Annotated in this window: 21 protein-coding genes; 11 read left to right on the top strand and 10 right to left on the bottom strand. The window is 63.0% G+C overall.

Annotation, left to right across the window (positions count from 1 at the left end; all coding sequences use genetic code 11):
- Nucleotides 1–55 precede the first annotated feature (55 nt).
- A complete protein-coding gene (locus tag CJ178_RS29030) occupies nucleotides 56–1,486 on the bottom strand; it encodes an MFS transporter (protein WP_095888549.1) in 1,431 nt (476 codons plus the stop codon).
- Nucleotides 1,487–1,738: 252 nt separating this feature from the next.
- On the opposite strand from CJ178_RS29030, the gene CJ178_RS29040 reads away from it, so the two are divergent.
- Nucleotides 1,739–2,542 (top strand): hypothetical protein, encoded by an 804-nt coding sequence (locus tag CJ178_RS29040; RefSeq protein ID WP_095888551.1) that lies wholly within the window; start codon nucleotides 1,739–1,741, stop codon nucleotides 2,540–2,542.
- Between the two features lie 164 nt (nucleotides 2,543–2,706).
- On the opposite strand, the gene CJ178_RS29045 is transcribed toward CJ178_RS29040, so the two are convergent.
- Nucleotides 2,707–4,065, bottom strand: a complete 1,359-nt coding sequence (locus CJ178_RS29045; RefSeq protein WP_257013507.1) for an FAD-binding oxidoreductase — start codon at nucleotides 4,063–4,065, stop codon at nucleotides 2,707–2,709.
- Between the two features lie 42 nt (nucleotides 4,066–4,107).
- Between CJ178_RS29045 and CJ178_RS29050 the strand changes: the two genes are divergently transcribed.
- From CJ178_RS29050 to CJ178_RS29065, 4 genes are all read left to right on the top strand, one after another.
- Entirely contained in the window at nucleotides 4,108–4,908 is an 801-nt protein-coding gene (locus tag CJ178_RS29050) for an enoyl-CoA hydratase/isomerase family protein (RefSeq protein ID WP_033236715.1), read from the top strand.
- 96 nt (nucleotides 4,909–5,004) lie between these two features.
- On the top strand, nucleotides 5,005–6,198 hold the full coding sequence (locus CJ178_RS29055; protein WP_095888736.1) for a class I adenylate-forming enzyme family protein: 1,194 nt from the start codon (nucleotides 5,005–5,007) through the stop codon (nucleotides 6,196–6,198).
- 37 nt (nucleotides 6,199–6,235) lie between these two features.
- Nucleotides 6,236–6,997, top strand: coding sequence for a crotonase/enoyl-CoA hydratase family protein (locus CJ178_RS29060; protein ID WP_033236717.1), 762 nt, complete (start codon nucleotides 6,236–6,238; stop codon nucleotides 6,995–6,997).
- 6 nt (nucleotides 6,998–7,003) lie between these two features.
- Nucleotides 7,004–7,966: an adenosine deaminase gene (locus CJ178_RS29065; RefSeq protein ID WP_045069556.1), complete on the top strand. Its 963-nt coding sequence runs from the start codon at nucleotides 7,004–7,006 to the stop codon at nucleotides 7,964–7,966.
- A 10-nt stretch (nucleotides 7,967–7,976) separates the two neighbouring features.
- On the opposite strand, the gene CJ178_RS29070 is transcribed toward CJ178_RS29065, so the two are convergent.
- Nucleotides 7,977–9,290, bottom strand: coding sequence for a D-arabinono-1,4-lactone oxidase (locus tag CJ178_RS29070; RefSeq protein ID WP_033236719.1), 1,314 nt, complete (start codon nucleotides 9,288–9,290; stop codon nucleotides 7,977–7,979).
- Between the two features lie 78 nt (nucleotides 9,291–9,368).
- Between CJ178_RS29070 and CJ178_RS29075 the strand changes: the two genes are divergently transcribed.
- Nucleotides 9,369–10,016: a TetR/AcrR family transcriptional regulator gene (locus CJ178_RS29075; protein WP_033236720.1), complete on the top strand. Its 648-nt coding sequence runs from the start codon at nucleotides 9,369–9,371 to the stop codon at nucleotides 10,014–10,016.
- A 67-nt stretch (nucleotides 10,017–10,083) separates the two neighbouring features.
- Nucleotides 10,084–11,259, top strand: a complete 1,176-nt coding sequence (locus CJ178_RS29080) for an amino acid deaminase/aldolase (protein ID WP_092807294.1) — start codon at nucleotides 10,084–10,086, stop codon at nucleotides 11,257–11,259.
- On the opposite strand, the gene CJ178_RS29085 is transcribed toward CJ178_RS29080, so the two are convergent.
- Nucleotides 11,256–14,699, bottom strand: a complete 3,444-nt coding sequence (locus CJ178_RS29085) for a TM0106 family RecB-like putative nuclease (RefSeq protein ID WP_095888553.1) — start codon at nucleotides 14,697–14,699, stop codon at nucleotides 11,256–11,258. The two genes, CJ178_RS29080 and CJ178_RS29085, sit on opposite strands and share 4 nt — an antisense overlap.
- Nucleotides 14,700–14,781: 82 nt before the next feature.
- Here CJ178_RS29085 and CJ178_RS29090 point away from each other — a divergent pair, with 82 nt between their 5' ends.
- The gene (locus tag CJ178_RS29090) at nucleotides 14,782–15,423 is read left to right on the top strand and encodes an alpha/beta hydrolase (protein ID WP_033236722.1); all 642 of its coding nucleotides are present in this window, start codon (nucleotides 14,782–14,784) and stop codon (nucleotides 15,421–15,423) included.
- 1 nt (nucleotide 15,424) lies between these two features.
- Here CJ178_RS29090 and CJ178_RS29095 read toward each other — a convergent pair whose 3' ends face one another.
- Complete coding sequence (locus CJ178_RS29095) at nucleotides 15,425–16,042, bottom strand: cysteine hydrolase family protein (protein WP_033236723.1); 618 nt, start codon at nucleotides 16,040–16,042, stop codon at nucleotides 15,425–15,427.
- 82 nt (nucleotides 16,043–16,124) lie between these two features.
- On the opposite strand from CJ178_RS29095, the gene CJ178_RS29100 reads away from it, so the two are divergent.
- Together CJ178_RS29100 and CJ178_RS29105 are read left to right on the top strand one after the other, a co-directional pair.
- A complete protein-coding gene (locus CJ178_RS29100; RefSeq protein WP_033236724.1) occupies nucleotides 16,125–16,826 on the top strand; it encodes a FadR/GntR family transcriptional regulator in 702 nt (233 codons plus the stop codon).
- Complete coding sequence (locus tag CJ178_RS29105; protein WP_095888554.1) at nucleotides 16,823–18,193, top strand: FAD-binding oxidoreductase; 1,371 nt, start codon at nucleotides 16,823–16,825, stop codon at nucleotides 18,191–18,193. Before CJ178_RS29100 ends, CJ178_RS29105 begins: the two co-directional genes overlap by 4 nt.
- A gap of 63 nt (nucleotides 18,194–18,256) precedes the next feature.
- Here the strand turns inward: CJ178_RS29105 and CJ178_RS29110 are convergent, their stop codons facing one another.
- The 4 genes from CJ178_RS29110 to CJ178_RS29125 form a co-directional block, all read right to left on the bottom strand.
- Nucleotides 18,257–20,044, bottom strand: coding sequence for an AMP-dependent synthetase/ligase (locus CJ178_RS29110; RefSeq protein WP_095888555.1), 1,788 nt, complete (start codon nucleotides 20,042–20,044; stop codon nucleotides 18,257–18,259).
- Between the two features lie 138 nt (nucleotides 20,045–20,182).
- Entirely contained in the window at nucleotides 20,183–20,881 is a 699-nt protein-coding gene (locus tag CJ178_RS29115; RefSeq protein ID WP_033236748.1) for a hypothetical protein, read from the bottom strand.
- Between the two features lie 108 nt (nucleotides 20,882–20,989).
- Entirely contained in the window at nucleotides 20,990–21,631 is a 642-nt protein-coding gene (locus CJ178_RS29120) for a phosphoribosyltransferase (protein WP_045069571.1), read from the bottom strand.
- Nucleotides 21,632–21,686: 55 nt separating this feature from the next.
- Entirely contained in the window at nucleotides 21,687–22,514 is an 828-nt protein-coding gene (locus tag CJ178_RS29125) for a carbon-nitrogen hydrolase family protein (protein ID WP_045069573.1), read from the bottom strand.
- A 102-nt stretch (nucleotides 22,515–22,616) separates the two neighbouring features.
- Between CJ178_RS29125 and CJ178_RS29130 the strand changes: the two genes are divergently transcribed.
- The gene (locus CJ178_RS29130; RefSeq protein WP_033236729.1) at nucleotides 22,617–24,380 is read left to right on the top strand and encodes a DEAD/DEAH box helicase; all 1,764 of its coding nucleotides are present in this window, start codon (nucleotides 22,617–22,619) and stop codon (nucleotides 24,378–24,380) included.
- Nucleotides 24,381–24,457: 77 nt separating this feature from the next.
- On the opposite strand, the gene CJ178_RS29135 is transcribed toward CJ178_RS29130, so the two are convergent.
- Nucleotides 24,458–26,356 (bottom strand): ABC transporter ATP-binding protein, encoded by a 1,899-nt coding sequence (locus tag CJ178_RS29135; RefSeq protein WP_033236730.1) that lies wholly within the window; start codon nucleotides 26,354–26,356, stop codon nucleotides 24,458–24,460.
- Between the last annotated feature and the right edge of the window lie 62 nt (nucleotides 26,357–26,418).

Genomic DNA, 26,418 nt, shown 5'->3' on the forward strand with positions numbered 1-26,418 from the left:
CCGCCGGTGGTGGGTTCGGCCGGTGATCGCCGGCCGAACCCACCACCGGAGTTGGTCAAGAATTGACGGTGGAGTGAACGGTTTCAGGCTCTTCGACCTTGGTCGACCGCATCACGACCGCGGTGATTGCTGCGCCCACCACTGCGATGACGGCGGCACCGAAGAACACTGCGGAGAACCCGTTCGTCAGCTCGGTCGGATTGCCGAGTTGATCAGCGCCGAACACCGCTGCAATCGCAGTCATCACCGCGAGACCGACAGCCGAGCCGACCTGGTAACTGACATTGACGATGCCCGAAGCCAATCCGCCTTCTTCCGGGCGCGCGGCCGAAATCGCCGTACCCAGTGAAGGAATGAACGCCAGCGTCATACCGGCCGCGGCCACCAACGATGCCGGCAGCACGTCGACCCAGAAGTTACCGGTGGGCCGGATCAACGACATCCACCCCAATCCGATTCCCAGCACCAGCAAACCGGCGACGATCATTGCTTTTGCACCGAACCGCGCCATGGCCCGTGGCGCGACGACGATCATGCCGAGCATGACGAAGATCGTCATCGGCAGCAGAGCCGCGCCGGCGGGGAAGGCGCTGTATCCGAGCACTTGCTGCAGGTACAGGTTCAGGAAGAACCACATCGGTATCCAGGCCGCGCCGAGGACGAGCTGAGCGACGTTCGCGGCACCGAGGTTGGGCGCCTTGAAGATTCCCAGCCGCACCAGTGGTTCCCGACGCTTGGACTGGATCAACACGAATGCGCCCAACAATGCGGCCGAGACGGCGAGCGCAAGCCACGTCTGCCCGGATCCCCAACCGACGTCAGGTGCTCTGACGATGCCGAAGACTCCGACGGCGAGGCCTGCGGTGACCGCCAGTGCGCCGAGGAAGTCGATCGATCCGGTGCGTGCCGGTGCATTCGGCATCAGGATGGGCGTAGCGATCAATGCGATGACTGCGATGGGGATGTTCAGATAGAAAACCCAAGGCCAGCTGGCGTATTCGGTTATGGCGCCGCCGAGGAACACTCCGGCAGTACCGCCGGCCGGCGCCGCGGCACCGTAGATGGACAGCGCCTTGGTCATCTCCTTTTGCGTGCTGCCGAACAGCATCATCAGCAGGGTCAGGGCGGACGGCGCGATGAGTGCTGCTCCTGCGCCCTGAACTGCGCGACCGGCAAGTTCGACGGCGACGTTGCCGGCGGCACCGGCGACGACGGAACCGATCAGCAGGATCAGCCAACCGGCGGTGAACACTCGGCGCGCGCCGAACAGATCCGACAGGCGCCCGCCGAGGAGGAGCAGCCCGCCGAAGGCGATGACGTAGGCATTGAAGACCCAGGTCAGGCCTTCCTGGGAGAAGCCGAGATCGCTCTGCATCTGGGGGAGAGCGACACCGATGATCGAGGTGTCCATGATGACCATGAACTGAGCGGCGGCGATCAACGCCAACGCCCACCACTTACGGTTGGATCTAGGTTGTGTGGACATTCTGAGTTCCTTACGGGTACGGGGTATGCATCATGTTTGCGAGGTCTGGGAGTGTCATAGTCGAGGCGTCGCGACATCGGGGCTGCGGATCGATGAAATGCCCGGAAATAGTGTGCTTTTCGAACTCGATCGGCCGGCGCTCGGCGTAGGTGCGCATCGGATCTCCTTCGAGTGAATTCGGAGTGATTTGTTTTGTTCGTTGCATACCCTAGGGGGGTATGGTAGAAATTGCAACGGGTTCGACTTCAAGAAGTGAAGAACCCAACGCAGACGGCAACGGAAGTGCCGTCGACCCAACCTTTGGAGGGCAAGATGTTCAGCGAAAACGGCTACACATTGGAATTGGCAACGTCGGAGGCGGCCGTCGGCAGTCGCGTACCCCTGCAGTTCCGGATCGTGGATGCGACCGGATCTCCGTTGATCCGGTACACGGATACTCACGACAAGCAGCTACATCTGATCGTGGTCGGCCGCGACCTGACCGGATTCCAGCACGTGCATCCCGAACTGGACGCGTCCGGAACCTGGCATGTTTCAGTAGATTTCGCCCATGCGGGGGAGTATCGGGTCTTCGCTGACTTCACCCCTGACGGTGGCGACGGAATCACGCTGAGCGCGGATGTACACGTTTCCGGCGCCTATGACCCGCGGCCGTTGCCGGCCGCAGCCGCCACGACGACGGTCGACGGCTACATCGTCTCCCTCGACGGCGCAGCCCACGCCGGCCAGACATCGAAGCTCACGCTCTCGGTCAGCCGAGGCGGTCACCCGGTCACAGACTTGCAGCCCTACCTCGCCGCCTATGGGCATCTGGTTGCGCTGCGCGCCTCCGACCTCGCGTATCTCCACGTCCACCCGGACGGCCATCCCGGTGACGGTGTTACCCCAGCCGGACCGGCAATCACCTTCTACGCCACCATGCCGAGCGCTGAGGATTACCGATTGTTCTTGGACTTCAAACACGACGGAGTGGTGCGTACGGCCGAATTCACTCTGACTGCCGACAATGCGACCGCGCCCGTGTCAGAGCACGCACACGCTCACCACGGGCACTGAACTCGAACGCCGACATGCAGAATGAGACTGCCCCGTCAATTGCCAGACGGGCGTGGGCGGTAGCCCGGCATCCTGTGGTTCTCGCCGCGGCACGCTGTGCGGCAAGGTGCGCGCTGATTGCCCTGCAGGACAACCGAAGCCGAAAGGTTCACAGCGTCTAGTTGTCAGCGCCGAAGGGAGTCGGGAAACATCACTGCACGATTGAGAAAGTCGTCCGGATCGAAGGCTCGCTTGATCGCCCACATCGCGCCGATGTCCTCCGGCGTGAGCGCCATGTCGAGGTAATTGCGTTTGAGCGAGCCGACTCCGTGTTCGGAACTGATATTTCCGCCGTAGTGACGCACCAGTTCGAGAATACGGAGGTAGACGGCGTCGGCGTCGGGGCAATTCAGGACGTTCAGATGGATGTTTCCTTCGGCCACATGACCGAACAGGATCGGGATCGCTTCCGATGCGTATTCTGCGACAACGCCGACCGCCGAGTCCGCGAATGCCGCCAGTGTGTCAAGGGGGAGTGCCGCGTCGAACTTGAGAGGTGGTCCGAACAATCCTACGACTTCCGCGAAACATTCACGTGCAGACCATAATCGGGCCGAACCGGCCGTGTCGAGCGCTACGGCGGGCGCATCCGGTGGATTGATCCGGTCCATGATTGCGCTCACGTCTTCGGAAGGGTCGTGGGCGCCGGATACCTCTGCCAGCAGATACCATCGGCGTCCCGTCGGAACGCCGGCGCCAAGTCGGTTCGCAGCAAGTTCCAATCCGCGGCCGTCGAGTAGTTCAAGCGCGTCGACGCCGCCGACGGTGCGCAGAATGCGTCCCGCGTCGACAACGGCGCCCAGTGAATCGAACCCGGTGAGTGTTGTGACGCGGTGTCTCGGCACGGGGTGAAGTGCCAGGTCGACGCGTGTGATCACCCCGAGAGTGCCCTCGCTGCCCACCCAGAGCGCCGGCAGGTTGTAGCCGGAGTTGTCGACGCGGACGGCTACCTCACGGCGCACGGTGGTGCCGTCTGGAAGAACAACTTCGAGTCCGGTGACCTGCTCCGCCATGTTGCCGTATCGAACCGTGTGCAGCCCACCGGCGTTGGTGGCAGCCATACCGCCGATTGTCGCGGTATCACGCGACGCGATGTCGACGCCGAACTTCAGTCCGGCGTGGGCAGCAGCGGAATGTACTTGTGCGAGTGTCACTCCCGCGTCGACGGTGATCCTCCCCGCGGCGGCATCGACCTCGCCGATTGTTGTGAGACGTTCGGTGGAGAGCAGGACGTCGTCGTGTTCGGGCACGGTTCCGGCGACAAGTCCGGTGCGTCCACCCTGCACGGTGACGGGTGCGCCGAATTGTCGGCAGATGTTGAGTGCTGCGGCTACTTCGGCGGTGTCGGCCGGGCGGACCAGGGCCTGGGCGCGTCCGCTGTATCTGCCCGTGTGATCGACCGAGCGGGAGCGCAGAACATCGGGATCGTCGGTGACGAACCGTTGTCCCACAACGTCGGCAAGCGCTTTTCTCAGACCGTCCACTCCCTGATCGTATGTCGCCCGCGGTGCGGCAAGGTGACGGCCATGACTGCTTCCGAAACGCATCCCACCCGTCTCGAGCGAATCATCACCGATGGCGGTGCCGAGGTTGCTGTGCTGACGTTTGCTCACGGACCGCTCAATTTGTTCGATCAGGCGATGTTCGACGCAGTGATCGCCGATATCGCGTCGTTGACGGCTGCGCCGCCGCGCGCGGTGTTGCTGAGGGCCGAGGGCAAGGTCAACTCGGCCGGCGTCGACGTCCATGTTTTCGACGGTTTGACCGCCGAGCAGGGCGCCGAGTTGTGGCGCGAGCTTTTTGCGCAGATCTGCCATCCACTCGAGGCACTGCCGTGTCCGGTGGTCTACGCCGCGCATGGGTTGACGCTGACGGCTGCGTTCGAGATTTCGCTGGCCTGCGACATCATTCTCGCCGCGCCCAAGGCGAAGTTCGGTTTGGTGGAGACAGTGGTCGGGTTGACGCCGTCGATGGGTGGGCCGCAACGCCTGGCCGAGCGTGCGGGTTCCGGACGCGCTCGCGAACTGGTGATGACGGGCGATCTGTACGACGCGGCGACGCTTGCATCATGGGGTGTGGTCAATGCCGTTCACGACGATGTCGACGCAGCCGCGCGGGCACTGGTAGCGCGGTTGGCTGACGGGCCGACGCGGGCACATGATGCGACCAAGCAGATCGTGGCGGCGTGGCGTTCCGGCGGTATCGCTCATGCCGATGCGGTGACACCGACAGTGTCGGGGGCGCTGTTCGAGACCGAGGACCTTCGCGGCGCTGTGCGCAGCTTCCTCGATGTAGGTCCAGGAAAGGCCGTCTACACAGGCAAGTAAGCACACGGGTATCGCCAGAGTGCTCCACTACCTGTGACTCACGTCATATAGTCGAATGGCGCGGGTGTGGGTTGGTCACGGTCTGTGGAGGTACAGATGCGGTCGAGGCTTGTGGAGTATCACTGTTCGAATGGGCTGCTCACGGATACGCGGGTCAGTCGGGCGACGGACGGTCTGCTGCGTTACCGGCAGTTGGATCCGTCGTTGTCGGAGTTACTCGACGTTGCGGTGCACCGGTTCGCCGGGCGAACTGCGGTCGAGGAAGTGCACGGAGAACAGGTCACCTACGCCGAACTGTGGGCTGAAGCGTCTCGGGTGGCCGGCGGGTTGAAGTCGCGGGGAATCGAGATCGGCGATCGGGTGGCCATCCGGTTTGCGGCCGGCGTTCGGTGGCTGGAAGCGTGCCTCGGAGTCATTCTGGCCGGTGGGGTTCCGGTGTCTCTCGGCATGGCGTGGGGCGACGCGGAGGTTTCCGCGGTGATTGCGGACAGTGGATCGGTGTTGGTGCTCGATGGGGAATTGCCGCACGGGGTTCCGTTCATCGACGACGGTGCTGCGCCGGACGAGTTGGCGGTTCTGGCGTACACGGCGGATCCGTCCGGCGCGATGCTTGGCGTCGAATTGAGCAACGAGAATGTGCTCTCGACAATCGAAGGGCTTCTGCATTCGCGTGACTACGGCGTCGAGGGTGTGCGGAATCTTCTGGTGGACAGCGATTTTCGATCCGTCCGGGAGCTTGTTCATGTGCTCGCCACGTTGGTGATCGGCGGCACCGTTGTTGTGGCGGGTGATTTTTGGCGTGAGTCCGCCCATACCGTCGACATTCTCACCGGGCGCCCCGAGGATCTCCTCGAACCACGATTGCTTGCGGTGGGTCCGGCGGCGCGAGCAGCCTCGCGATCGGTGAAGTGGGTGGACTGCAGTGGGTCTCCGGTAACGGCCGAGCAGGAAGACAAGCTACTGGCGGCGTTTCCGGCCGCTCAGCATGTGATGGGTTGGGGAAAGACCGAGACGTGTGGCGGAGGTCTGATCTTGCCGATCGAATCGGCTTCGACACATTTGGGGAGCGTGGGAATCGCTTTCGGCGGAATGGAAGTCGCGTTGTACGGCCCCGACGCACCGGGGGGATACGGCGAACTGTGGTGCCGCGGGCCGAGTGTCGCGCGTCGGTACTGGAATTCGCCGGAAGTGACGTCGTCGCGTTTCACGCAGGGCTGGTTCTGCACCCATGACACCGCACAGATCGATGCGGAGGGCTTCGTCCGTATTGTCGAACGAAACGCAGCATGAGCATGCGCGGTGTCGAAAGACTACGAGAGGGAGATGCATGGCAGACGAGGTTCTCACCGAGCGGCGTGGGCGGACGCTGATCATCACGATCAACCGGCCCGAGGCACGAAACGCGATCAACGCCGCGGTCAGCCACGGATTGGCAGCAGCTGTCGAAGAACTCGACGGTAACGACGAGCTGTCGTTGGCAGTGCTGACCGGTGCGGGCGGAAATTTCTGTGCCGGTATGGATCTCAAGGCGTTTGTGGCCGGCGAGAACGTGCTGGTTCCTGGCCGCGGTCTCGGTTTCACCGAGGGGCCGCCGCGAAAGCCGATTATTTCGGCGGTCGAGGGCTTTGCCTTGGCAGGCGGCACCGAGTTGGTGCTGGCCACCGATCTGGTGGTTGCCTCTCGCGAAGCCAAGTTCGGTATCCCCGAGGTCAAGCGGGGTCTGGTCGCAGGCGCCGGCGGATTGTTCCGTCTACCCAAGCGCATTCCGTATCAGAAGGCCCTGGAATATGCCTTGACCGGAGACGCTTTCACGGCGGAGGAAGCGCACTCGTACGGTTTTGTGAACACACTGACAGAACCAGGTCAGGCGTTGGACGGTGCGCTGGATCTTGCCGACCGCATCAGCCGTAACGGTCCGCTCGCCGTCACGGTCACCAAAGAGATCATGGTCAAGGCCGCCGGATGGTCGGACGACGAGGCATTTGCCAACCAGATGCAGTTGTTGGCACCGATTTTCGTATCCGAGGACGCACGTGAAGGCGCGACGGCTTTTGCCGAGAAGCGCGCGCCGGTATGGAAGGGTCGGTAACACGACATGGCTACACCAGTTGCCGAATTGCACATGCACATCGAGGGTTCTCTCGAGCCCGAGCAGATCTACCGCCTCGCCGAGCGAAATCGAATGGACTTGCCGTACAAGGACATCGAAGATCTGAAGTCACGGTACGAGTTCTCGGATCTGCAGTCGTTCCTCGATCTGTACTTTGCCAACATGGCCGTTCTGCGTACAGCCGAGGATTTTGCGGATCTCACGCGGGCGTACTTCCGCCGTGCTGCCGCTGCCGGGGTCTCGCACGCCGAGTTCTTCTTCAACCCGCAAGCGCACGTGGTCCGGGGTGTTCCGTTGACCGAGGTTCTCGACGGAATCATGGACGCCGTTGCATCGAGCGAGCGGGAGTTCGGACTCAGCAGCAGCGCGATTGCCGCGATTCTGCGCGATCAACCCGTCAGAGATGCCGAGGAGATCTTCTCGGAGATCATCCGGTTGCAGGCTCCGATTGTCGGTCTGGGCCTCGATTCTGCGGAGGTGGGTAACCCGCCGTCGCTCTTCGAGGACGTGTTTGCGCGGGCTCGCGCCGAGGGGCTTCACGTGGTCGCCCACGCCGGTGAGGAAGGCCCGCCGGAGTACATCTGGCAGGCGCTCGACATCCTCGGTGCTGAACGTATCGATCACGGTGTCCGCGCACTCGAGGATCCGGCGCTTGTCGAGCGGTTGGTCGACGAGGAGATTCCGCTGACGGTCTGCCCGTTGTCGAACGTTCGTCTTCGGGTGTTCGACAAGCTCGAGGATCATCCGTTGCGAACGATGCTCGACCTCGGGCTGATCGTGACGGTCAACTCCGACGATCCGGCATATTTTGGCGGGTACGTCGACGACAACTTCGCCGAACTCGGTCGAGCAATCGGGCTGACCGAGTCCGAACGTGAGACGTTGGCCCGCAATTCCATCAAGGCGTCGTTTGCCAGTGAATCGCGGAAAGCGGAATTGCTGCGTTAGCGAAGCGAACTCAGGCGCCGAGCACTTGGCGTAGGTAGTCGTTGTCGAACACACGATCCGCGTCGTACTTGTCTCGCACAGCAATGAAGTTGTCGAGTTTGTCGTACGTCGGGCGTAAGTCGTCGATGGTCCGGTTGTGCATTTTCCCCCAGTGCGGCCGGCCGTCGACGGCCTTTGCCATCGCTTCGACTGCGGCAAAGTACTCGGTCTCGGACCGGCGGTGATACTGGTGCACGGCGACGTACGCGGTATCGCGTCCGTTGGCGGTGGAAAGCCAGAGGTCGTCGGCGGCGGCAAAACGAACCTCGACGGGGAACGCGACGTTGGTTCCAGTCCTTTGCAGCCACTGATTAATCTCGTGGAGTAGACCTTTGACGTGTTCGACCGGGACGGCGTATTCCATTTCCTTGAACTTCACGCGACGCGGCGATGCAAAGACCCGATAGCTGCGGTCGGTAAATTCCCGGGCGCCGAGCAGGCGTGACGATATCTGGTTGATGGTGGGGATCGCGGCCGGCGCCAGGGTGGCGATGCGGTTGACGCCCTCGAAGAGCGTGTTCGACATGAATTCGTCCTCGACAAAGGTTCGGATCGCGCTGACGGGCTTCAACGGTGTGTCGCCGGGCAGGCGTGTGTTCCGTTTGGTGAGGACCCGATCGGTGTGGGGGAACCAGTAGAACTCGAAGTGGTCGACGGTGCGGCACTCGTCGTCCAGGGTGTCCAAAATGTGGGACAGCGTGTCGGGTTTTTCGATGGCGCGCAATGTGAACCGAGGCGAACACGCGAGGGTGACCTTGGTGATGATGCCGATTGCGCCAAGGCCGATGCGGGCAGCTTCGAACAGTTCCGGATTTTGATCCGCGGACGCGGTGACGATTGCTCCGTCGGCTGTCACGATTTCGAGGCCGTGAATCTGCGTCGCAAGTCCACCGAACGCGGCGCCGGTTCCATGGGTTCCGGTGCCAAGGGCTCCCGCGAGAGATTGGGCGTCGATGTCGCCGAGGTTGGTCATGGCGTACCCGCGTTGCCATAACGCCTCGTTGAGGGCGCGCAGGCGCGTGCCTGCGAGAACCGTCACCAGCGCCCCGTCGTCGGTGGGGGTGATCGATTCGATCCCGGAGAAGTTGTCGAGGCTGACAAGAACTCCGTCTGTGACCGCCGCACCTGTAAAGGAATGGCCAGCTCCGACTGCCTTCACGTGCCACCCTCGTGTTGCGGCTTCGACGACAAGTGCTGCGAGTTCACGGGTGTTCCGCGGGGTTGCCCATTGTCGTGGTGAAGCCCTCTGAGTGCCTGCCCAGTTCTGCCAGATATCCGAAGCCATTGGACAATCATGTACTTGGACGTTCGTCCAAGCAAGCATTGTGCCTAGTTTTTCCGATCTCCGTTCTAACATCATGGGATGCTCAACAGGCTTCCGGCGGACGAGCGCCGCACACAATTGATCGAATCCGCCATTTCCATTGCCGAACAGCGCGGCGTGAGTTCAGTGACGGTCCGTGCTGTAGCCGAAGAGGCGGGCGTATCGCTCGGCGTAGTTCACTACTGTTTCGAGAGCAAAGAGGAGCTCATCGCCGCGATGGGCGAGACGTTGATTGTTCAGCTCAGCGAATCGCTCCAGCATGCCTTCGGGCAGGTTCGCCACGCGCCTGACCTGACCGGGATCCAAGGGCTGAAGGAACTGCTGCACATCGGGTTGACCGGGATGTGGCCGCTCATCGAGGTGACGCCTGATCGGCAGTTGCTGACCTACGAAATCACCGCGCAAGCTCTGCGTAGCCGCAACCTCGGGGCCGAGCGTGCCGGTGCCGTCGCCAGCGATCAGTACCGGATCATGGACGAGCATGCCATTGCATTTCTCGAAGAATGCGCCACGATTTCCGGAACTGTCTGGACAGAGTCTTTGCAGTCGTTGGCGAGATGGAGTCTGGCGATGATCGACGGATTGGTCTTGCGCTGGCTGGTTGATCGTGATTCCGACGCCACCATTGCGGAATTCGGCGAAATGGTTCAGGTCATCGCAGGCAAGGCGATCGAGGCGCAGCACTGACCCCGTCATGGACATGCGTCCAATTCAGGTGTTGACTTGACCGCGACGCCGCGACGATGGGACACACGTGACCACAACACTGGATCGACTGACATCCGCTACTGCTGATTTCGACCCGCCCCTGGCCGCTCTCGACCTGACAACTCTGCGCAGCAATGCTGCCGATCTGATTCGCCGGGCCGGGGGAACACCGGTGCGCGTTGCGAGTAAGTCGGTCCGGTGCCGCGCCGTTCTCGAGGAAACACTGGGCGGTGGGCTCACCGAGCAGGGTGGCTTTCGTGGAATCATGGCCTACTCACTGCGGGAGGCATTGTGGTTGGTCGGTCTCGGCGCCCGCGACATCCTGATGGGATATCCCACCGTGGATCGTGGAGCGTTGGCCGAACTCGCCGGTGATCCGGTTGCGATAACGGCGATCACGCTGATGATCGACGACGACGCTCAGCTCGATGTCATCAGATCAGCTGCGCCAGGCGCCGCGCCGATTCGGGTGTGCCTCGACGTGGACGCGTCCCTGCGGATCGGGCCGATTCACCTGGGGGTACGACGCTCTCCGCTCCGCGAACCGAATGATGTTGCCGCACTGGCTGTGCGTGCGCGGTCCCGTGGATTTTCCGTCGTCGGTGTCATGTTCTACGAAGCGCAGATTGCCGGACTGCCGGACACCAGCGCGCCGATCGGCTGGGTCAAGAAGGCCTCCGCCCGGGAACTGTCACACCGGCGAGGTGCTGTCGTTTCTGCGGTCACGGATGCGGTGGGCACCCTCGAGATCGTGAACAGTGGCGGTACCGGATCACTCGAAGTCAGTTCTGCCGATCCGGTGGTCACCGAGGTGACGGCGGGTTCGGGGCTGTATGTGCCGACGCTCTTCGACAGGTACCGGGCCTTCCGGCCGGACCCCGCCCTGTTCTTCGCACTCTCCGCGGTTCGCAAGCCGACCCCGAAGGTCACCACCCTCTTCGGCGGCGGGTACATAGCCTCCGGACCGGCCGGCGCCGCGAGGGTTCCGAAACCGATGCGCCCACTCGGTCTGAAATTGCTCCGCAACGAAGGCGCAGGCGAGGTGCAGACGCCGGTCACAGGACGGGTTGCCGGCGACATCGCGATCGGTGACCGAGTGTGGTTCCGCCACGCAAAGGCCGGCGAATTGTGTGAGCGTTTCGACCACGTGAATCTGGTCGATGCCGACGGCACCGCCACCGCGGTACCGACGTATCGCGGCGACGGGCAGTGCTTCGGCTAGCCGGCTGTCAGGCGCATGAAAGCGCCGAGTTCCACCAGTCCCGCCGGCGTGGTCGGCATGTACTGCGTCAGTGCATACGACCGGACGATGATGGCGCACCATTTTCCGCGTGAGACAGCAACATTGAGGCGGTTGCGCGAGAGTAGGAATGACATGCCTCGTGGAACGTCCTCGATTGCGGACGCTGCCATCGACACAATGGCGACTGCCGCTTCACGTCCCTGGAACTTGTCGACGGTACCCACCTCGACGTCGGTGAATCCCGCTTCGGTGAGATCGCGCTCGATGGTGCCCACCTGGGCGTTGTAGGGCGCGACCACCAGAATGTCCGCCTCGGTCAGGGGCCGGGTGCCGTCGAACTCGCTGGGATCGGTCCATGGCGTGCCGAGGAGTTCGCGGATCTGCGTCACGATGACGGCAGACTCTTCGGGGGAGTACGTCGAGTTGCCGGAATGGTCGACGTACACCGTGTGTACGCCCGCTGCCAGACCGTCGAGTTTCCGTGCAGCGCTTACCGTTTCCTGGGACAGCAGCTTGCCCTCGTAGGACAGCGCCGACACCGGCGCGCACAGGTCGGGGTGCATCCGCCACGTCTTTTCGAGGAAGTATCCCAACTCCGGCGGCAGGGCGCCGTGCCCTTCGGCTAGCCAGCCGAGAGCGGATTCGTCAACAGGTTCGGGATGAGTTCCCTGGCTGACCTGCGGCAGTTGTTGCGGATCGCCGAGCAGCAGCAGATTCCGAGCGGAGACGGCAACGGCAATGGTGTTGGCCAGCGCGAACTGTCCGGCTTCGTCGACGACAAGGAGATCGAGGCTGCCAGGGGGCACTCGATCGGTGTTCGCAAAATCCCACGCGGTGCCACCGATGACGCAACCAGTGGATTCCGCTTCGGACAGGAAGCGGGGGAACTCCTGGGGCGTGATGTCGGTCCACTCCGCAATTCGGCTCCGGCTGCCCTTCTTGGCGACCAGAGCCGGATCGAGGCCGGCCTTGACTATGCCGCCCAGCATGTTCTCCACCACCGAATGCGATTGCGCAACAACACCGATACGCCACTGGTGCTGCTCCACCAGAGCCTTGACCACTCGCGCCCCGGTGTACGTCTTACCGGTACCGGGTGGGCCCTGCACCGCAACATAGGAGTCGTCCAGATCGAGGACGGCAGCCGTGATCGCGGACGCGTAGTCGTTGCCTTCGCCGACCGGTGGAAGCGCGTCGCCGGACAGGGTTCGAGGCGTGAGTCGACGCAGAATGTCGACCGCCGCGCGGCGCGGCAACCCGGGCAATCCGTCGCAGGCTTCTGATGCCGCTGCAGCGATGGACTTTTCCATCGGCACCGTCGGAATAGGGCGTCCGGGAGCCAACGCAACGGGAGTCTCGGAGAACTCGTCACCTCGGAGTAGTTCCTCGATGGTGACAACGTCGAGATTGCCGGATTTTTCGACCGAGACTATCTTCACGCCGTTGGTGCCGCGCTGCGCCGGATTGTCGCCGGCAACGGCGTCGGGAGAGGGAACGTCGTACAGCGCGAACATGTCGGTGCCGGGGCTCAACGTCGTGCCGGTGCCCAGGGTGCCCGTCAACTGGATGTGCCGTCGCGGCTTCTGCCTGGCGGTGTTCTTGTGCCAGTCTGCTTGAATGTCTGGCACGTCGACCACCATCACGTCACGGACATCGACAAGATCTTCGATGGGGGCCGACAAGCGATCGAAGTGCGCCCACCAGTGCGGCTTTTTCTCTCGGCTGTGGTACCCGACCGCCGCAGCGAGGAGGGCTGCGGCGTGTTGCTCGGCGGTTCGCGTCGGGCCGGCTTTGTGCCCGGCGAATTCACGCAATGCGATTTCGGTTTCGGTGAGGTCTTCGACGGGCAGGGTGATCTGTCCTGTTGGCTGACGCAAGGTGATGTCGTGTCGGGCTGCGCGATCGACCAACCAATTGCGCAGTCGGAGAGTCGATTCGCAGTCGTACTCGTTGTAGTCGGAGATACCTTGCAGCAGTTCACTGGCTTCGTCGTCCTTGCCACGCTCGCGTAGCTCGCAGTAGTCGGAGTACGCAACCACGGACGCCGCGGCATTGACGACGTCGCCGTCGCGGCCGTGTTCCCCCATGTACAGCGGTTCGAGTTTCTTGATGCTGTACGAGCGAGCTCCGATTCGCATGGCCGAGCGAACGAGCGGATACAGATCCACGAGCACACTCTCGCGCAGCAGCGTGTCCACTACCTGCTCGCCCACGCCGTGACGCGCGGCGAGTCGCAAAAGTGCGGACTTCTCGTAGGCCGCGTAGTGATAGACGTGCATGCCCGGATGAGCCTCGCGCCGCGCGGTCACGTAGTCGAGAAAATCGACGAGCGCTTGGCGTTCACCGGCGCGGTCGTGTGCCCAGAACGGCTTGAACACGTAGTTCTCCGCCGGACCTTCGACGACGCCGAACAGGTACTCCAGCCCCCAGTCGGTGGAACCGTCCTCCGCCCACAGGGGATCACCCTCGAAGTCGAAGAAGATGTCTCCGTCGTCCGGCACGGGTAGCCCCCCGAGCACGGACGCGTTGTAGATGTGGAACTCGGCCTCGCCGGATTGTTCCTGGCGCAACTGCAACGCAGCCTGCGCGCGCAACTTGTCCAGAGTGTCGCGGCGGATACCGTCGACGGGTTCGGTGCTGACGGCCAGTTGCTCGATCGACCCGATGCCGGCGGCAATCAACTGCATCCGCTGATTGCCCCGGAGACCAGCCACCAGGAGCAGGTCACGATGGTTCTCGACTTCCACGCTGCATGTATCGCACCGTCCGCAGCGCAGGTACCGGCCGTCGAGCCACTCGGCGGGTGTTCCCTCGGCGTGATGTTCGTCGAGAACCTGCTCTAGCTTGGCTCGGCTTGCCGAGAACACCGGCGCGATGTCACCGATGTCGTGGGACGACGTGCTGCCGTCGCCGAGCATCAGATGCACCTGGTCGGAGGCGGCGATTGCGTTGCGGCCCAGCGCGTCCGCATAGGCGGCCAACTGCAGGAGTGCCGATACCTTCGCGTGCCGCGACAGCTTGCTGTCGTACACCGCGTACCGATCGCCCTCGCGCACCAGGAAATCACAGAACCCCAGGAACCGGCCGTCGAAGAACGTTCCCTGGTAGATGACGGGGGCACCGGAGCGTAGGGCTTCGACGGTGGCGAGTGCTGCTTCGGTAAGCCCGGCGCGGGTGTGTTCGGGCCGTTCCATGACAACCACACCGTCGCCGTGTTCGGCGATGAACCGCTCCAACTGTTCGCGCTCGTGGTGTTGACCGAGCGCGGACGTTCGTTCCAGCATCGGATCGGCGTCGACGCCCTCCGCCTTGATCAGCCCGGTTCGCGCGTCGAGTCGCCGCAGTAGGCCGAATTCGCATGTAGCGGCCGCCGAGAGGTCACTGGCGCTGTAGATGATCTGATCATCGAGGAGGAACACAGGGGCGATTGTGCCAGCGATGACCGACAAAACGGCGGGTTGGACATGTCAGGCACGTCGCAATGCCCGTGAGCCAGGCAGAATGTCCACCATGCCCTTTTTTGACGGTCGACGCGGTCAGGTCCATTTTCGGCGGTGGCCCGCTTCCTGCGACGAGTCGCTGGCGATGTCACTGGTGTTCCTGCACGGGCTGGGGCAACACAGCGGTCAGTACCACCGATTTGCGGACGCTCTCACGTCTTCCGGCATCGAGGTCTGGGCGATCGACCACACCGGGCACGGACTGTCCGAAGGGGAACCGGGCGTGGCGGCGCCGTTGTCCGATCTCGCCGCTGATGCCGCGACCTTGGCGGATATCGCCCGCGAAGCGCTACCAGGTATCCCGCAGGCGGTCATGGGGCATTCCCTCGGCGCCGTGACCGCGCTGTCGATGCTGACGCATCAGGATCATCATTTTGTGTCGGCTGTCCTGTGTGGAATCCCGCGCAACGCGGTTGCCCAGAGCGGGTGGGCGGACTTGGCCGATTCCGGGATCCCGGTTCTGGTGGTGCACGGCGTCGACGACCGGATGGCACCGATCGAGCCGGTGCGCACCTGGGCGTCGGCGCTGCCGAATGTGGAGATGCGGGAATTCGAGGATGCGGGCCACGACCTGTTGCACGAGAAGGTGCACACCAGCGTCACTGCCGTGAGCCGCGATTTCCTTCTCGCGCACAGTCGTTGAATCAGGCGAGTGCGTCGAGCACTTCCTTGGACGTCACCGGGTGCGAGAACATCGGGTAGTCGTAGGTGATGGCGTTCTCGTGTTCTGCTGCTGAGGTTCCAGCGACGCAGTCGGTGAGAGTGATGACGCGGTAACCGTTTTCGTAGCCGGTGCGCATGGTGGACTCGACACAGCAGTTGGTCAGGAATCCGCCGAGGATGATCGTGCGGATTCCCTTGCTGCGCAGGATGAAATCGAGGTTGGTGCTCGCGAAAGTATCGAGACCGCGCTTGCCTTCGACGAGGATGTCGCCGTCCTGTGGAGTCAGTTCGTCGACGATTGCCGCTCCCCAGCTGCCCTTGACGAATGCCTTTCCGTCCACGACGCCCTTGAGGATTCCGTACGGGTGCGAGGTGATCTCGTTGTAGCCCTCGGCAAACGTGATCGGCGCGTGCATAACTGTGACACCGGCGGAGCGAGCGGCCTCGACCAGTGCCGTGGTGTTCGCCAGTAGTCCGGTCGATTCCATCACGGGAGCGACAGCGTCATGAAGGACGCCGCCTTCGGTGGTGAAGTCGTTCTGGTATTCGATGAGCACGACTGCGGTGGTTGCGGGGTCCAACTCGAGCTTTTCGGTCATGTCGACACCTTTGGTTGTGTGTTTCGGGCCACTTTCATTAAACAGTTTGTCTGACAAGCAGGCAAGAGGTAGCGTCGGCGACATGGACATAACTCCGCTCTCGCGTATTCCGCTGAGCCTTGCGGTGTCCGGCAGGCTCCGAGACGCGATTCTCGACGGGTCTCTACCGGTCGGCGAGTCCTTGCCAACGGAGCAGGAACTGGCACAGGCTTTTTCGGTGGGCCGCTCCACCGTCCGCGAAGCGCTGCGCGTACTTCAGGCGCAAGGGTTGGTGACCGGTGCCGACACCGTGTCGACGGCGCGTCCCAAGGTGACGCACGAGAACACAGCCGATTCTGCAGCCACGGCGTTGAGCACGGCTGTGCAGGTGGGTGCGGTTCCGCTTCCGGACTTGGTCGAATTGCGGGTGCTCCTCGAAGCCGCGGCACTGCGCGGTGTCCGTGAGGTTCCTGGTGCTGCGCGCGTTGCCATCGAGGAGATGCGTCGCGCCACCGAGAACAACAACGCGTCCGCGTTCCACGACGCGGATGTCGACTTTCACGTCGCCTTGGCGGGTGCCAGCGGGAACCGCGCCTTTGCGCTGGTGATGACGGTTCTGCGCGAGTGTATCGCCGGTTATCTGATGAGTGAACTCGCGGCGGTCGAGGACTCGGCGGCCACTCTCGGGGTGCTGCTCGCGGAACACGAAGCCATCGCCGATGCGATTGCGGCCGGTGAATCCGATTATGCGGCACAGCTTGTCGAGAAGCATGTGCGAGGTTTCTACGAAGGACACTCGAAATGACGACAACGGTGGACATGTTGGGAGACCGACTGCGGGAAGTGCTGGGGGAGAAGGCGACCACAGATCCCGATCGGATGGGCGCCTATACCCGGGACCAATCCTTGCTGACCACCGCCGGTGTTCCGGCGGCTCTGGTCAAGGCAACGTCAGTCGATGATGTCGCCGCGGCGATGACGGTTGCCCACGAACTCTCCATTCCGGTCGTGACACGCGGCGCAGGAACCGGTTTGGCCGGTGCTGCCAATGCTCTCGACGGGTGCATTGTGCTCAGCGTTGCGGGTATGAATCGCATTCTCGACATAGATGCCGCGGCCCGCACGGCAACAGTGGAGCCTGGTGTGATCAACGGCGATCTTGCGGAGGCGGCTCGCGCACAAGGACTTTGGTATGTTCCGGACCCCGGTAGCCGGGCAATCTCGAGCATCGGCGGTAACTTGGCCACCAATGCCGGTGGTATCTGTTGCGCCAAATACGGGGTCACAGGCGACCATGTCGCGGCGCTCACCGCAATTCTCGCCGACGGTCGCGTGATCCGCACCGGAGCAAAGACTCGCAAGAATGTGGCCGGTCTGGACCTGACCCATCTCCTGGTTGGTTCCGAGGGGACGCTTGCCGTCATCGTCGAAGCCACGATGCGGCTGCGGACCGCGCCCACGGCTGCAACCACGGTTGTTGCGTTCTTCGACTCGGCGGAGAAAGCGATCGAGGCGGTCCTGGCCGTCGCCGCGGTTGCCGAACCGTGTCAATTGGAGTTGATGGACGCAGTGACCATCGACGCTGTAAACCGCTTCACGAGAATGGGTCTCGACGAATCGGCAGGGGCGATGCTTCTCATTCAATGCGACGGTAGATCTGCCGTGCAGGAAGCGGCAGACTGCGCGGCGGCCTGCACGCGCGTCGGCGCAACCGAGGTGTTCCACACCGACGATCCCGAGGAAGGTGACGCGTTCACCGCCGCGCGTCGCATGGCGTTGCCGGCGCTCGAGGCGATGGGAACCGTGCTACTCGACGACGTTGCCGTCCCGGTACCGGCGTTGCCCCGAATGCTCGAACGTATCCAGGACGCGGCTGAGCGGCACTCGGTGACCATCGGAACCTTCGGTCATGCGGCAGACGGAAATCTCCATCCCACCATCGTGTTCGACGCCGGGGAACTGGGCGCGCAGGATCGCGCGCGTGGGGCGTTCGACGACATCGTGCATGCGGCACTCGAACTGGACGGCACGATCAGCGGTGAGCACGGCATCGGAGTTCTCAAGGCGCCGTACATGTCCGACATGATCGGTTCCGTCGAACGTGAGTTGATGCTCTCGGTGAAAGCCGCCTTCGACCCGAGGAACATCCTGAACCCCGGTCGCGGTATCTGAGCAGTCATACAGAAATGGCCCGGTTCGCCAACTGGCGAACCGGGTCACATTCTTGCTGTGAGATCAGGCGTACAGATCCGTGATCGCACCCTTGTGTGCTTCGTGAATGATGTTGCGCTTGAGCTTGAGCGTCGGGGTCAGTTCGCCGCCCTCCTGGGTGAAGTCGACCTCGAGGATCGTGTACTTCTTGATCTGCTCCGGGTTCGAGACCTTTTTGTTCGCGTCCGCGACCGCTGAGTCGATTTCGGCGATCAGGTCAGGATTCTTGATCAGATCGGCGATGGGGCTTCCGGCCGGCAGGCCGTTGCGCTCGACCCAACCGGGCAGGGTTTCCAGGTCGAGTGTGATCAGTGCGCCGATGAATGGTTGGCCGTCACCGACCACGAGGCACTGGCTGATCAGAGCGTGAGCGCGGAGTGAATCCTCGAGACCGGCCGGTGCGACGTTCTTTCCGCCTGCGGTGACGATGATTTCTTTCTTGCGCCCGGTGATCGAGACGTAGCCTTCGTTGTCGATCGATCCGAGGTCACCGGTGTGGAACCAGCCGTCGATGATCGACTCTGCAGTGGCCTTCTCGTTGTGCCAGTAGCCGGCAAAGACCACCGGACCCTGCACCAGGAGTTCACCGTCGTCTGCGATGCGAGCGGCATGACCGTTGATCGGCTTGCCCACGGTTCCGACGCGCTGCGCGGCGGAGGTGTTGACCGTGATGGCGGCGCTGGTCTCGGTGAGGCCGTAGCCCTCGTAGATCGGGATGCCGACGCCACGGAAGAAGTGACCCAGGCGGGCTCCGAGTGCAGCGCCGCCGGAGACCGCACGTTCGCAGTCGCCGCCGAGGGCCGCACGCAGCTTCGAGTACACAAGCTTGTCGAACACAGCGTGCTTGAGCTTGAGTGCGATGCCGGGGCCGCCCTTTTCGAGCGCTTCGCTGTACTCGATGGCCGTTGCTGCTGCCTTGTCGAAGATGCTGCCCTTGCCGCCGTCGACTGCCTTCTGGCGTGCCGAGTTGAACACCTTCTCGAATACTCGCGGAACCGAGAGAATGAAGGTCGGCTTGAACACGGCAAACTGCTCGAGGAGTGTCGTGAGGTCCGACGTGTGGCCAACGGTGACCTTGGAGTCGAAGGCGCCGAAGGAGATTGCCCGCGCGAAGACGTGAGCGAGCGGCAGGAACATCAGGGTCTTCTTGCCGGGAACCATGGATTCCGGCATGGCCAGGCGGCACGCGGCGGACTCTGCGTAGAAGTTGGCGTGTGTCAGCTGGACGCCCTTGGGGCGGCCAGTGGTGCCGGAGGTGTAGATCAACGTTGCCGGCGATGCGGCCGTGACCTGGTGACGACGGGTTTCGAGTTCTTCGTCGGTGATTGCGGCGCCGCGACTCGTCAGGTCTTCGAGAGCGCCCGATTCGATGACGAGGACCTCACGAAGCGCCGCGGCGGCTTCGGTGACGTCCTTGATGTTCGTGGCGTGATCGGCAGTCTCGACGATCAGCAGAGACGTAGCCGAATCCTCGAGGATCCACTGCGCCTGATCGGGGGAAGAGGTTTCGTAAATGGCGACGGTGCAGCCGCCGGCTGTCCAGATCGCGTAGTCGGTGACAACCCACTCGTAGCGTGTTGCCGAGAGGATAGCGACGCGGTCGCCGAGCTCGACTCCGGACGCGATCAGCCCCTTCGCTACGGCTGAGACCTGCTTGGCGAATTCGGCTGCTGTGACATCGACCCACGCGCCGTTGACGAGTCGCTGGAACGGCACGAATGTGGGGTCTTCGCTGGCGTGCCGGAACACCGAATCCGCCATTGACGCGTTCTCCGGAATTGTGAACGTCTGTGGAACTGAAAACTCACGCACTTTGACCCCTCCAGTGACTACCGATAACTTCGATGTGCATTGCATCACATTAGTCGTTATTTTGCACTGTCGTTACTATTCGGTAGATCCAGTTGGGCCCCGACCAGGGAATTAGTGTTACTCGATGTTGCGGGTTACTTATGCGGCGCGCTCCAACGACCGCCCGTGGATCGACAGCCAGCGCCTGATTGCGTAGTCCAATCTGTCTGAATCCACTCCCAGTTGCTCCGCGGTTGCTGCGAGTATCTCGGCCGCGTCCGTCAGAGGTTCCGTCGTGCCGAGTGTTGTGCTGATGAACGTGTCGGCGGCGGTGCCCAGATCGGTGTGGGGGATACCTGCCAGCATCAGCAGATGTGCCCAGGTGACTTCCGCGTCGTCGCCGCACGCTTCGGTCCACGCTTGCCGGACGGCGTCGAGTGAGTGATCGGAATCAGCGGCGGCGAGAAGATCTTCGACAGAGTTGATGTGCAGGTGATGCAAGCGCTCGGCGACCTGCTGGATGTGTCGTGCCTCGATCGGAACGCCGGTCGCGGTGTATCGACGCTTGTACGAGCCGATCTTGCCGGCCCATTGGTCGGAACTGCCCGCTTCCTCGAAGGTTCGGAGGAGTTCACGTGCGCCGTCGGTCACTGGTAAGGATTCACGAGCTTGCCGGTAGGCGAGGTACCGGTCGACGACGGCAACTTCGCTGTGGCCGCAACTGGACTGCACGGACTCGATGATGCACAGGGCCAGGCTCGCGCGGTAGGCGTCGGAAGCCACCCATGCAGAGGGGTCGCCTAATCGGTCGCGGCATGCTGCTGCGACTACGTCGACGGTATCGGTCGAGATGCTCACGATGTCCTCCAGAAAACTGCCTGTGTCGTTTCTGCTCCACACGGGCTATCGGCACCGAGGCGCAAAATGTTGCACACATCACACAAGTTTTCTGAAAAGTCGAGAAGTTCATCCTTCGAGCAGGTCAACGACCTCGGAGTCGGTCAGCTGATGGAAGTCGTCGAAGGCCGCGCCGACCCCACCGAGTATCGCCGGAACGAAGGGACATATGACGCGGTCGGCCGAATCGGCAAGCAGGCGGATCGATTCCGGTGATGCGACGGGGACGGCAACGATCACTCCCGTTGCACCCTGCGCCCTGGCACATGCCGACGCCACAGCGGCACTCGCTCCCGTCGCCATTCCGTCGTCGACGATGACGGCCGTTCGCCCGCTGAGCGGAACTGCCGGGCGGCCGGCCCGGAGGAGGTGTGCCCGACGCTCGAGTTCTGCTCGCTCGGACTCTTCGACCCGCGCCAGCGCTTGCGGTGATACCCGCTCGGCGGCAATCACGTCGTGGTTGAGTACGCGGGTGTCACCTTCGCCGATGGCACCGAGAGCCAGTTCGGGATTTCGGGGGGAGCCGAGTTTGCGTACTACGAGGATGTCGAGCGGTGCATCCAGCGCCGACGCGACCTCGATCGCGACAGGAACGCCGCCGCGCGGCAGTCCGAGAACGACGGGATCGTGGAGTCGCGCGGCGTCCAGCGACCGGGCGAACATCGCAGCAAGGGCCCGGCCTGCGGCAAATCGGTCTCGGTACTGTGCCATAGCTGTCCTGATTGAGGTGTGACCTCGATACTTCCGACGCTACTCGGTTCTCCCGTCACCGTTCGGTAACTGTGAACCGACGCAGTGAGAGGGCGGGATTCTTTTCGCGGACCTCGTCGATTCGGCTGCGGCTGACCTGCGCGGTCGCCACACCCACTTGCTCGCCGAGAGAGCACAGCACCACACCCATGGGGTCGACGATCATGCTGGCACCGGCGCCGCCGCGGGCGCTTTGATCCGCTGCGGCGATGTACATGGTGTTCTCGATCGCGCGCGCCCGGATCAGCGTGGTCCAGTGGTCTTCCTTCAACGGCCCGGGTACCCACTGCGCCGGTAGGAGCAGGACGTCAGCGCCGGCGTCGACGATCCTGCGGGTGACTTCGGGGAACCGGAGGTCGTAGCAGGTCTGGAGACCGAAGGTGAAGCCGTCGCACTGAAAGGTCTGTGGGTCCTCGATCTCGCCAGGCGCGATCACTGCCGATTCGAGGTAGCCGAACGCGTCGTAGAGGTGAAGCTTGCGATACGTGGCAACCAATTCGCCGCGCGGGTCCATTGCGACAAGCGTGTTGGAGATCCTGCTCACGTTGGGCAGACGTTCGTTCATTCCGGCGACGACGAAGATCCCGAACTCCGCGGCAATGGCGGACAGCCCGGTTCCGAAGTCACCGCCGAGGTCCTCGGCGGACTCGATCAGGCGCTCGTCGCTGCGCGGCGGCGTGAACATCGAGTACTCGGGAGCGACCAGCACTTTTGCGCCCTGACCAGCGGCATCGGACGCCAGAGTGCGCAGTGACTTCAGGTTCGCCTCCTTGTTCATGTCGGGGGCGAACTGGGCAACGGCAACGACGGTCCGAGAGGGGCTGTTGGCGGCGTCTTCTGTCATGGTTCTTACGCTAGGCGAAACGCCCGGTGAACGCGGATACACCGGAATAGTTCAGCAGGTCGGTTCTCGTGTCTATACTCCTTCGGCTAAACTGCTGGTCAAATGAGTGATATTGAGCGTGACCCCGAACCCCCAACATTTGCCGACCTCGACATCGATGATCGGGTACTGAAGGCACTGTCTGACGTGGGCTACGAGTCGCCCTCGCCGATCCAGGCTGCCACCATTCCGCCGCTGCTCGAAGGCAAGGACGTCGTCGGACTTGCCCAGACCGGTACCGGTAAGACCGCGGCCTTCGCGGTTCCCGTCCTGTCGCGGATCGACACGTCGATCAAGCAGACGCAGGCACTGGTGCTGGCTCCGACACGTGAGCTCGCGTTGCAGGTTGCCGAGGCATTCGGCAAGTACTCCGCGCACATCCCCGGCCTCAACGTCCTGCCGATCTACGGCGGCCAGAGCTACGGTGTCCAGCTGTCCGGCCTGCGGCGCGGCGCGCACGTTGTGGTCGGTACGCCCGGTCGTGTCATCGACCACCTCGAAAAGGGCACTCTGGACCTGACCAACCTCAAGTACCTCGTTCTCGACGAGGCCGACGAGATGCTCAAGATGGGTTTCCAGGAGGACGTCGAGCGCATCCTCCGCGACACCCCCAGCGAGAAGCAGGTTGCCCTGTTCTCCGCGACGATGCCCGGTTCCATCCGCCGCATCTCGAAGCAGTACCTGAACAACCCGGTCGAGATCACGGTCAAGTCCAAGACCTCGACGGCGTCGAACATCACGCAGCGCTACATCCAGGTCGCGCACCAGCGCAAGCTCGACGCGTTGACCCGTGTCCTCGAGGTCGAGGCCTTCGAGGCGATGATCATCTTCGTCCGCACCAAGCAGGCCACCGAAGAGCTGGCAGAAAAGCTGCGCGCTCGCGGGCACTCCGCTGCCGCCATCAACGGTGACATCGTGCAGACGCAGCGTGAGCGGACCATCGGTCAGCTCAAGAACGGTGCACTCGACATCCTCGTGGCCACCGACGTCGCTGCGCGTGGTCTGGACGTCGACCGCATCTCGCATGTCGTGAACTACGACATCCCGCACGACACCGAGTCATACGTCCACCGCATCGGCCGTACGGGTCGCGCCGGACGCCAGGGTGACGCGCTGCTGTTCGTCGCTCCGCGTGAGCGTCATCTGCTCAAGTCCATCGAAAAGGCAACCCGCCAGCCGCTGGCCGAGATGCAGTTGCCCAGCGTCGACGACGTGAACGCGCAGCGTGTTTCCAAGTTCGGTGACTCCATCACCGAGAGCCTGGCATCGGAGAACCTGGCGCTGTTCCGCAAGATGATCGAGGACTACGACCAGGAACACGATGTTCCGCTCATCGACATCGCTGCCGCCTTGGCAGTGCAGTCGCGTGACGGCGACGCCTTCCTGCTCGCTCCCGAGCCGCCGGCACCGCCGCGTCGTGAGCGTGAGCCGCGCGAACCGCGTCCGCCGCGCCGATTCGACGACGGTCCGGCTCCGCGTTCGCGTGGACCCGAGGGCCAGGAGTTGGCGGCGTACCGCATCGCGGTCGGTAAGCGTCATCGCGTAGTGCCGGGTGCCATCGTCGGTGCCATCGCCAACGAGGGCGGCTTGCGTCGCAGCGACTTCGGACACATCAGCATTCGTCCCGATCACTCCATCGTGGAGTTGCCGGCAGATCTGTCCAACGAGACCCTCGAGGCTCTGCGACGGACGCGTATCTCCGGCGTCCTGATCCAGTTGCAGCCTGACTTCGGCCCGCCGCAGGGACGCCCGAGCGGCCGCGGTGGTCGTGACGACCGTGGTGGACGCGACAGTCGGGGTGGCGGACGCGATCGCTACGACAGCTGATCTTCTTCTCGAAAACTAACAGGCGCTGCTCCCCGTTCAAGGGGAGCAGCGCCTGTTTTTTGTAGCCTGTTTCTGTATCAGAGGGTGCTGGGCTCGAGATCGTGGGAATCTTTACTGCCGGTGTTGAATTGGGTTCGGTACAGCTCGGCGTACCGACCGCTGTGAGCGAGCAGTTCGGTGTGCGTTCCGCGCTCGATGATGCGGCCCGCTTCGACGACCAGGATGAGATCGGCCGCGCGAATGGTGGACAGGCGGTGCGCGATCACGACTGCTGTCCGGCCGGCAAGAGCTTCACCGAGTGCTTCCTGAACCGCAGCTTCGGAGGTCGAATCCAGATGGGCGGTGGCTTCGTCGAGGATGACAACGCGAGGTTGGGCGAGCAACAACCGCGCGATGGTCAGGCGTTGACGCTCGCCGCCGGATAGTCGATAGCCGCGCTCGCCGACAACCGTGTCGAGTCCTTCCGGCAGTGACGCGACCAGAGCGGTGAGGCGCGCTCGCTCGAGGACCTCGCGGAGTTCGGTCTCGGATGCACCAGGTCGTGCGAGTAGCAGGTTGGACCGGAGACTCTCGTGGAACAGGTGTCCGTCCTGGGTGACCATACCGACGGTTTCGCGAATGGAATCGGCGCTGAGGTCGCGGACGTCGACGCCGGCAAGTTCGACGGAACCCGAATCCACGTCGTAGAGGCGCGGAATCATTTGGGCGATGGTGGATTTACCGGCACCGGATGTTCCGACGAGCGCAACCATCTGGCCGGCTTCGGTGCGGAAGGACAGTTCATGGAGTACGTTCTCGCCGCCGCGGCTGTCGAGAATCGCCACTTCTTCGAGCGATGCGAGGGACACTTTGTCCGCCGACGGATATGCGAACTTCACGTTCTTGAACTCGACGGACACGGGCCCGTCCGGTACAGCGACAGCGTTGGGCTTCTCGGTGATCAACGGCGCGAGATCGAGTATTTCGAAGACTCGCTCGAAACTGACGAGGGCGCTCATGACGTCCATTCGGGCGCTCGCGAGAGCCGTCAGCGGGGAGTACAGCCGAGTCAGCAGCAACGCCATCGAGACAACGGCACCGGCGTCCAACTGCCCGCGCAAGGCGTAGTAGCCGCCGAGGCCGTAGACGAGGGCTAGAGCCAAGGCTGAGACGAGCGTCAGGGCCGTGACGAAAACGGACTGAAGCATGGCCGTCCGCACGCCGATGTTGCGCACGCGTCGGGCACGCACCGCGAACTCGACCGACTCTTGTGTCGGGCGTCCGAACAGTTTGACCAGCGTTGCGCCCGGCGCCGAGAAACGCTCGGTCATCTGGGTGCTCATCACCGAATTATGGTTGGCGGCTTCACGATTGAGAGCCGCCAGCCGGGCACCCATGCGCCTGGCCGGAATCACGAAGATCGGCAGGAGCAGTAGTGCGAGGACGGTGATCTGCCAGGAGATGCCGAGCATGACGATCAGCGTGATCACCAGCGTGACCAGATTGCTGACCACTCCGGACAGGGTGTCACTGAACGCGCGTTGGGCGCCGATGACGTCGTTGTTGAGGCGGCTGACCAAAGCTCCCGTGCGCGTGCGGGTGAAGAACGCGATAGGCATTTTCTGGACGTGGTCGAACACCGTGGTCCGCAGGAGCAAGATCAGGTCTTCACCGATACTTGCGGAGAGCCAGCGCGTCAGCAGTCCGAGTGCGGCTTCGAGAATCGCCACAATCGCAATCAACACCGCCAGGATGACCACAACCTTGACGGCGTCGCCGCCGACTATCGCGTTGACCACCCGGCCTGCCAGGACCGGTGTTGCGACGGCGAGTGCCGCCGTCACCACGCTCAGAAGGAGGTACCAGCTGAGGTTGCGTTTCTGCGGAATCGCGAACGTCGCGATTCTTTTCAGCGTCGCCTTCGAAAAAGGCCGCTTGTCGTCTTGCGCGTGCATCGCGTTGTACATCGCGTTCCACGCGGTGACTTCCATACTCATGTGTCAGGCCCTTCGGTCGCCGGCCACGAAGATTACGCGGCCGGTACGACACGAAGGTAAAA

The organism is Rhodococcus sp. ACPA4 (genome assembly GCF_002300185.1).
GTDB classification, from domain to species: Bacteria; Actinomycetota; Actinomycetes; order Mycobacteriales; family Mycobacteriaceae; genus Rhodococcus_F; species Rhodococcus_F globerula.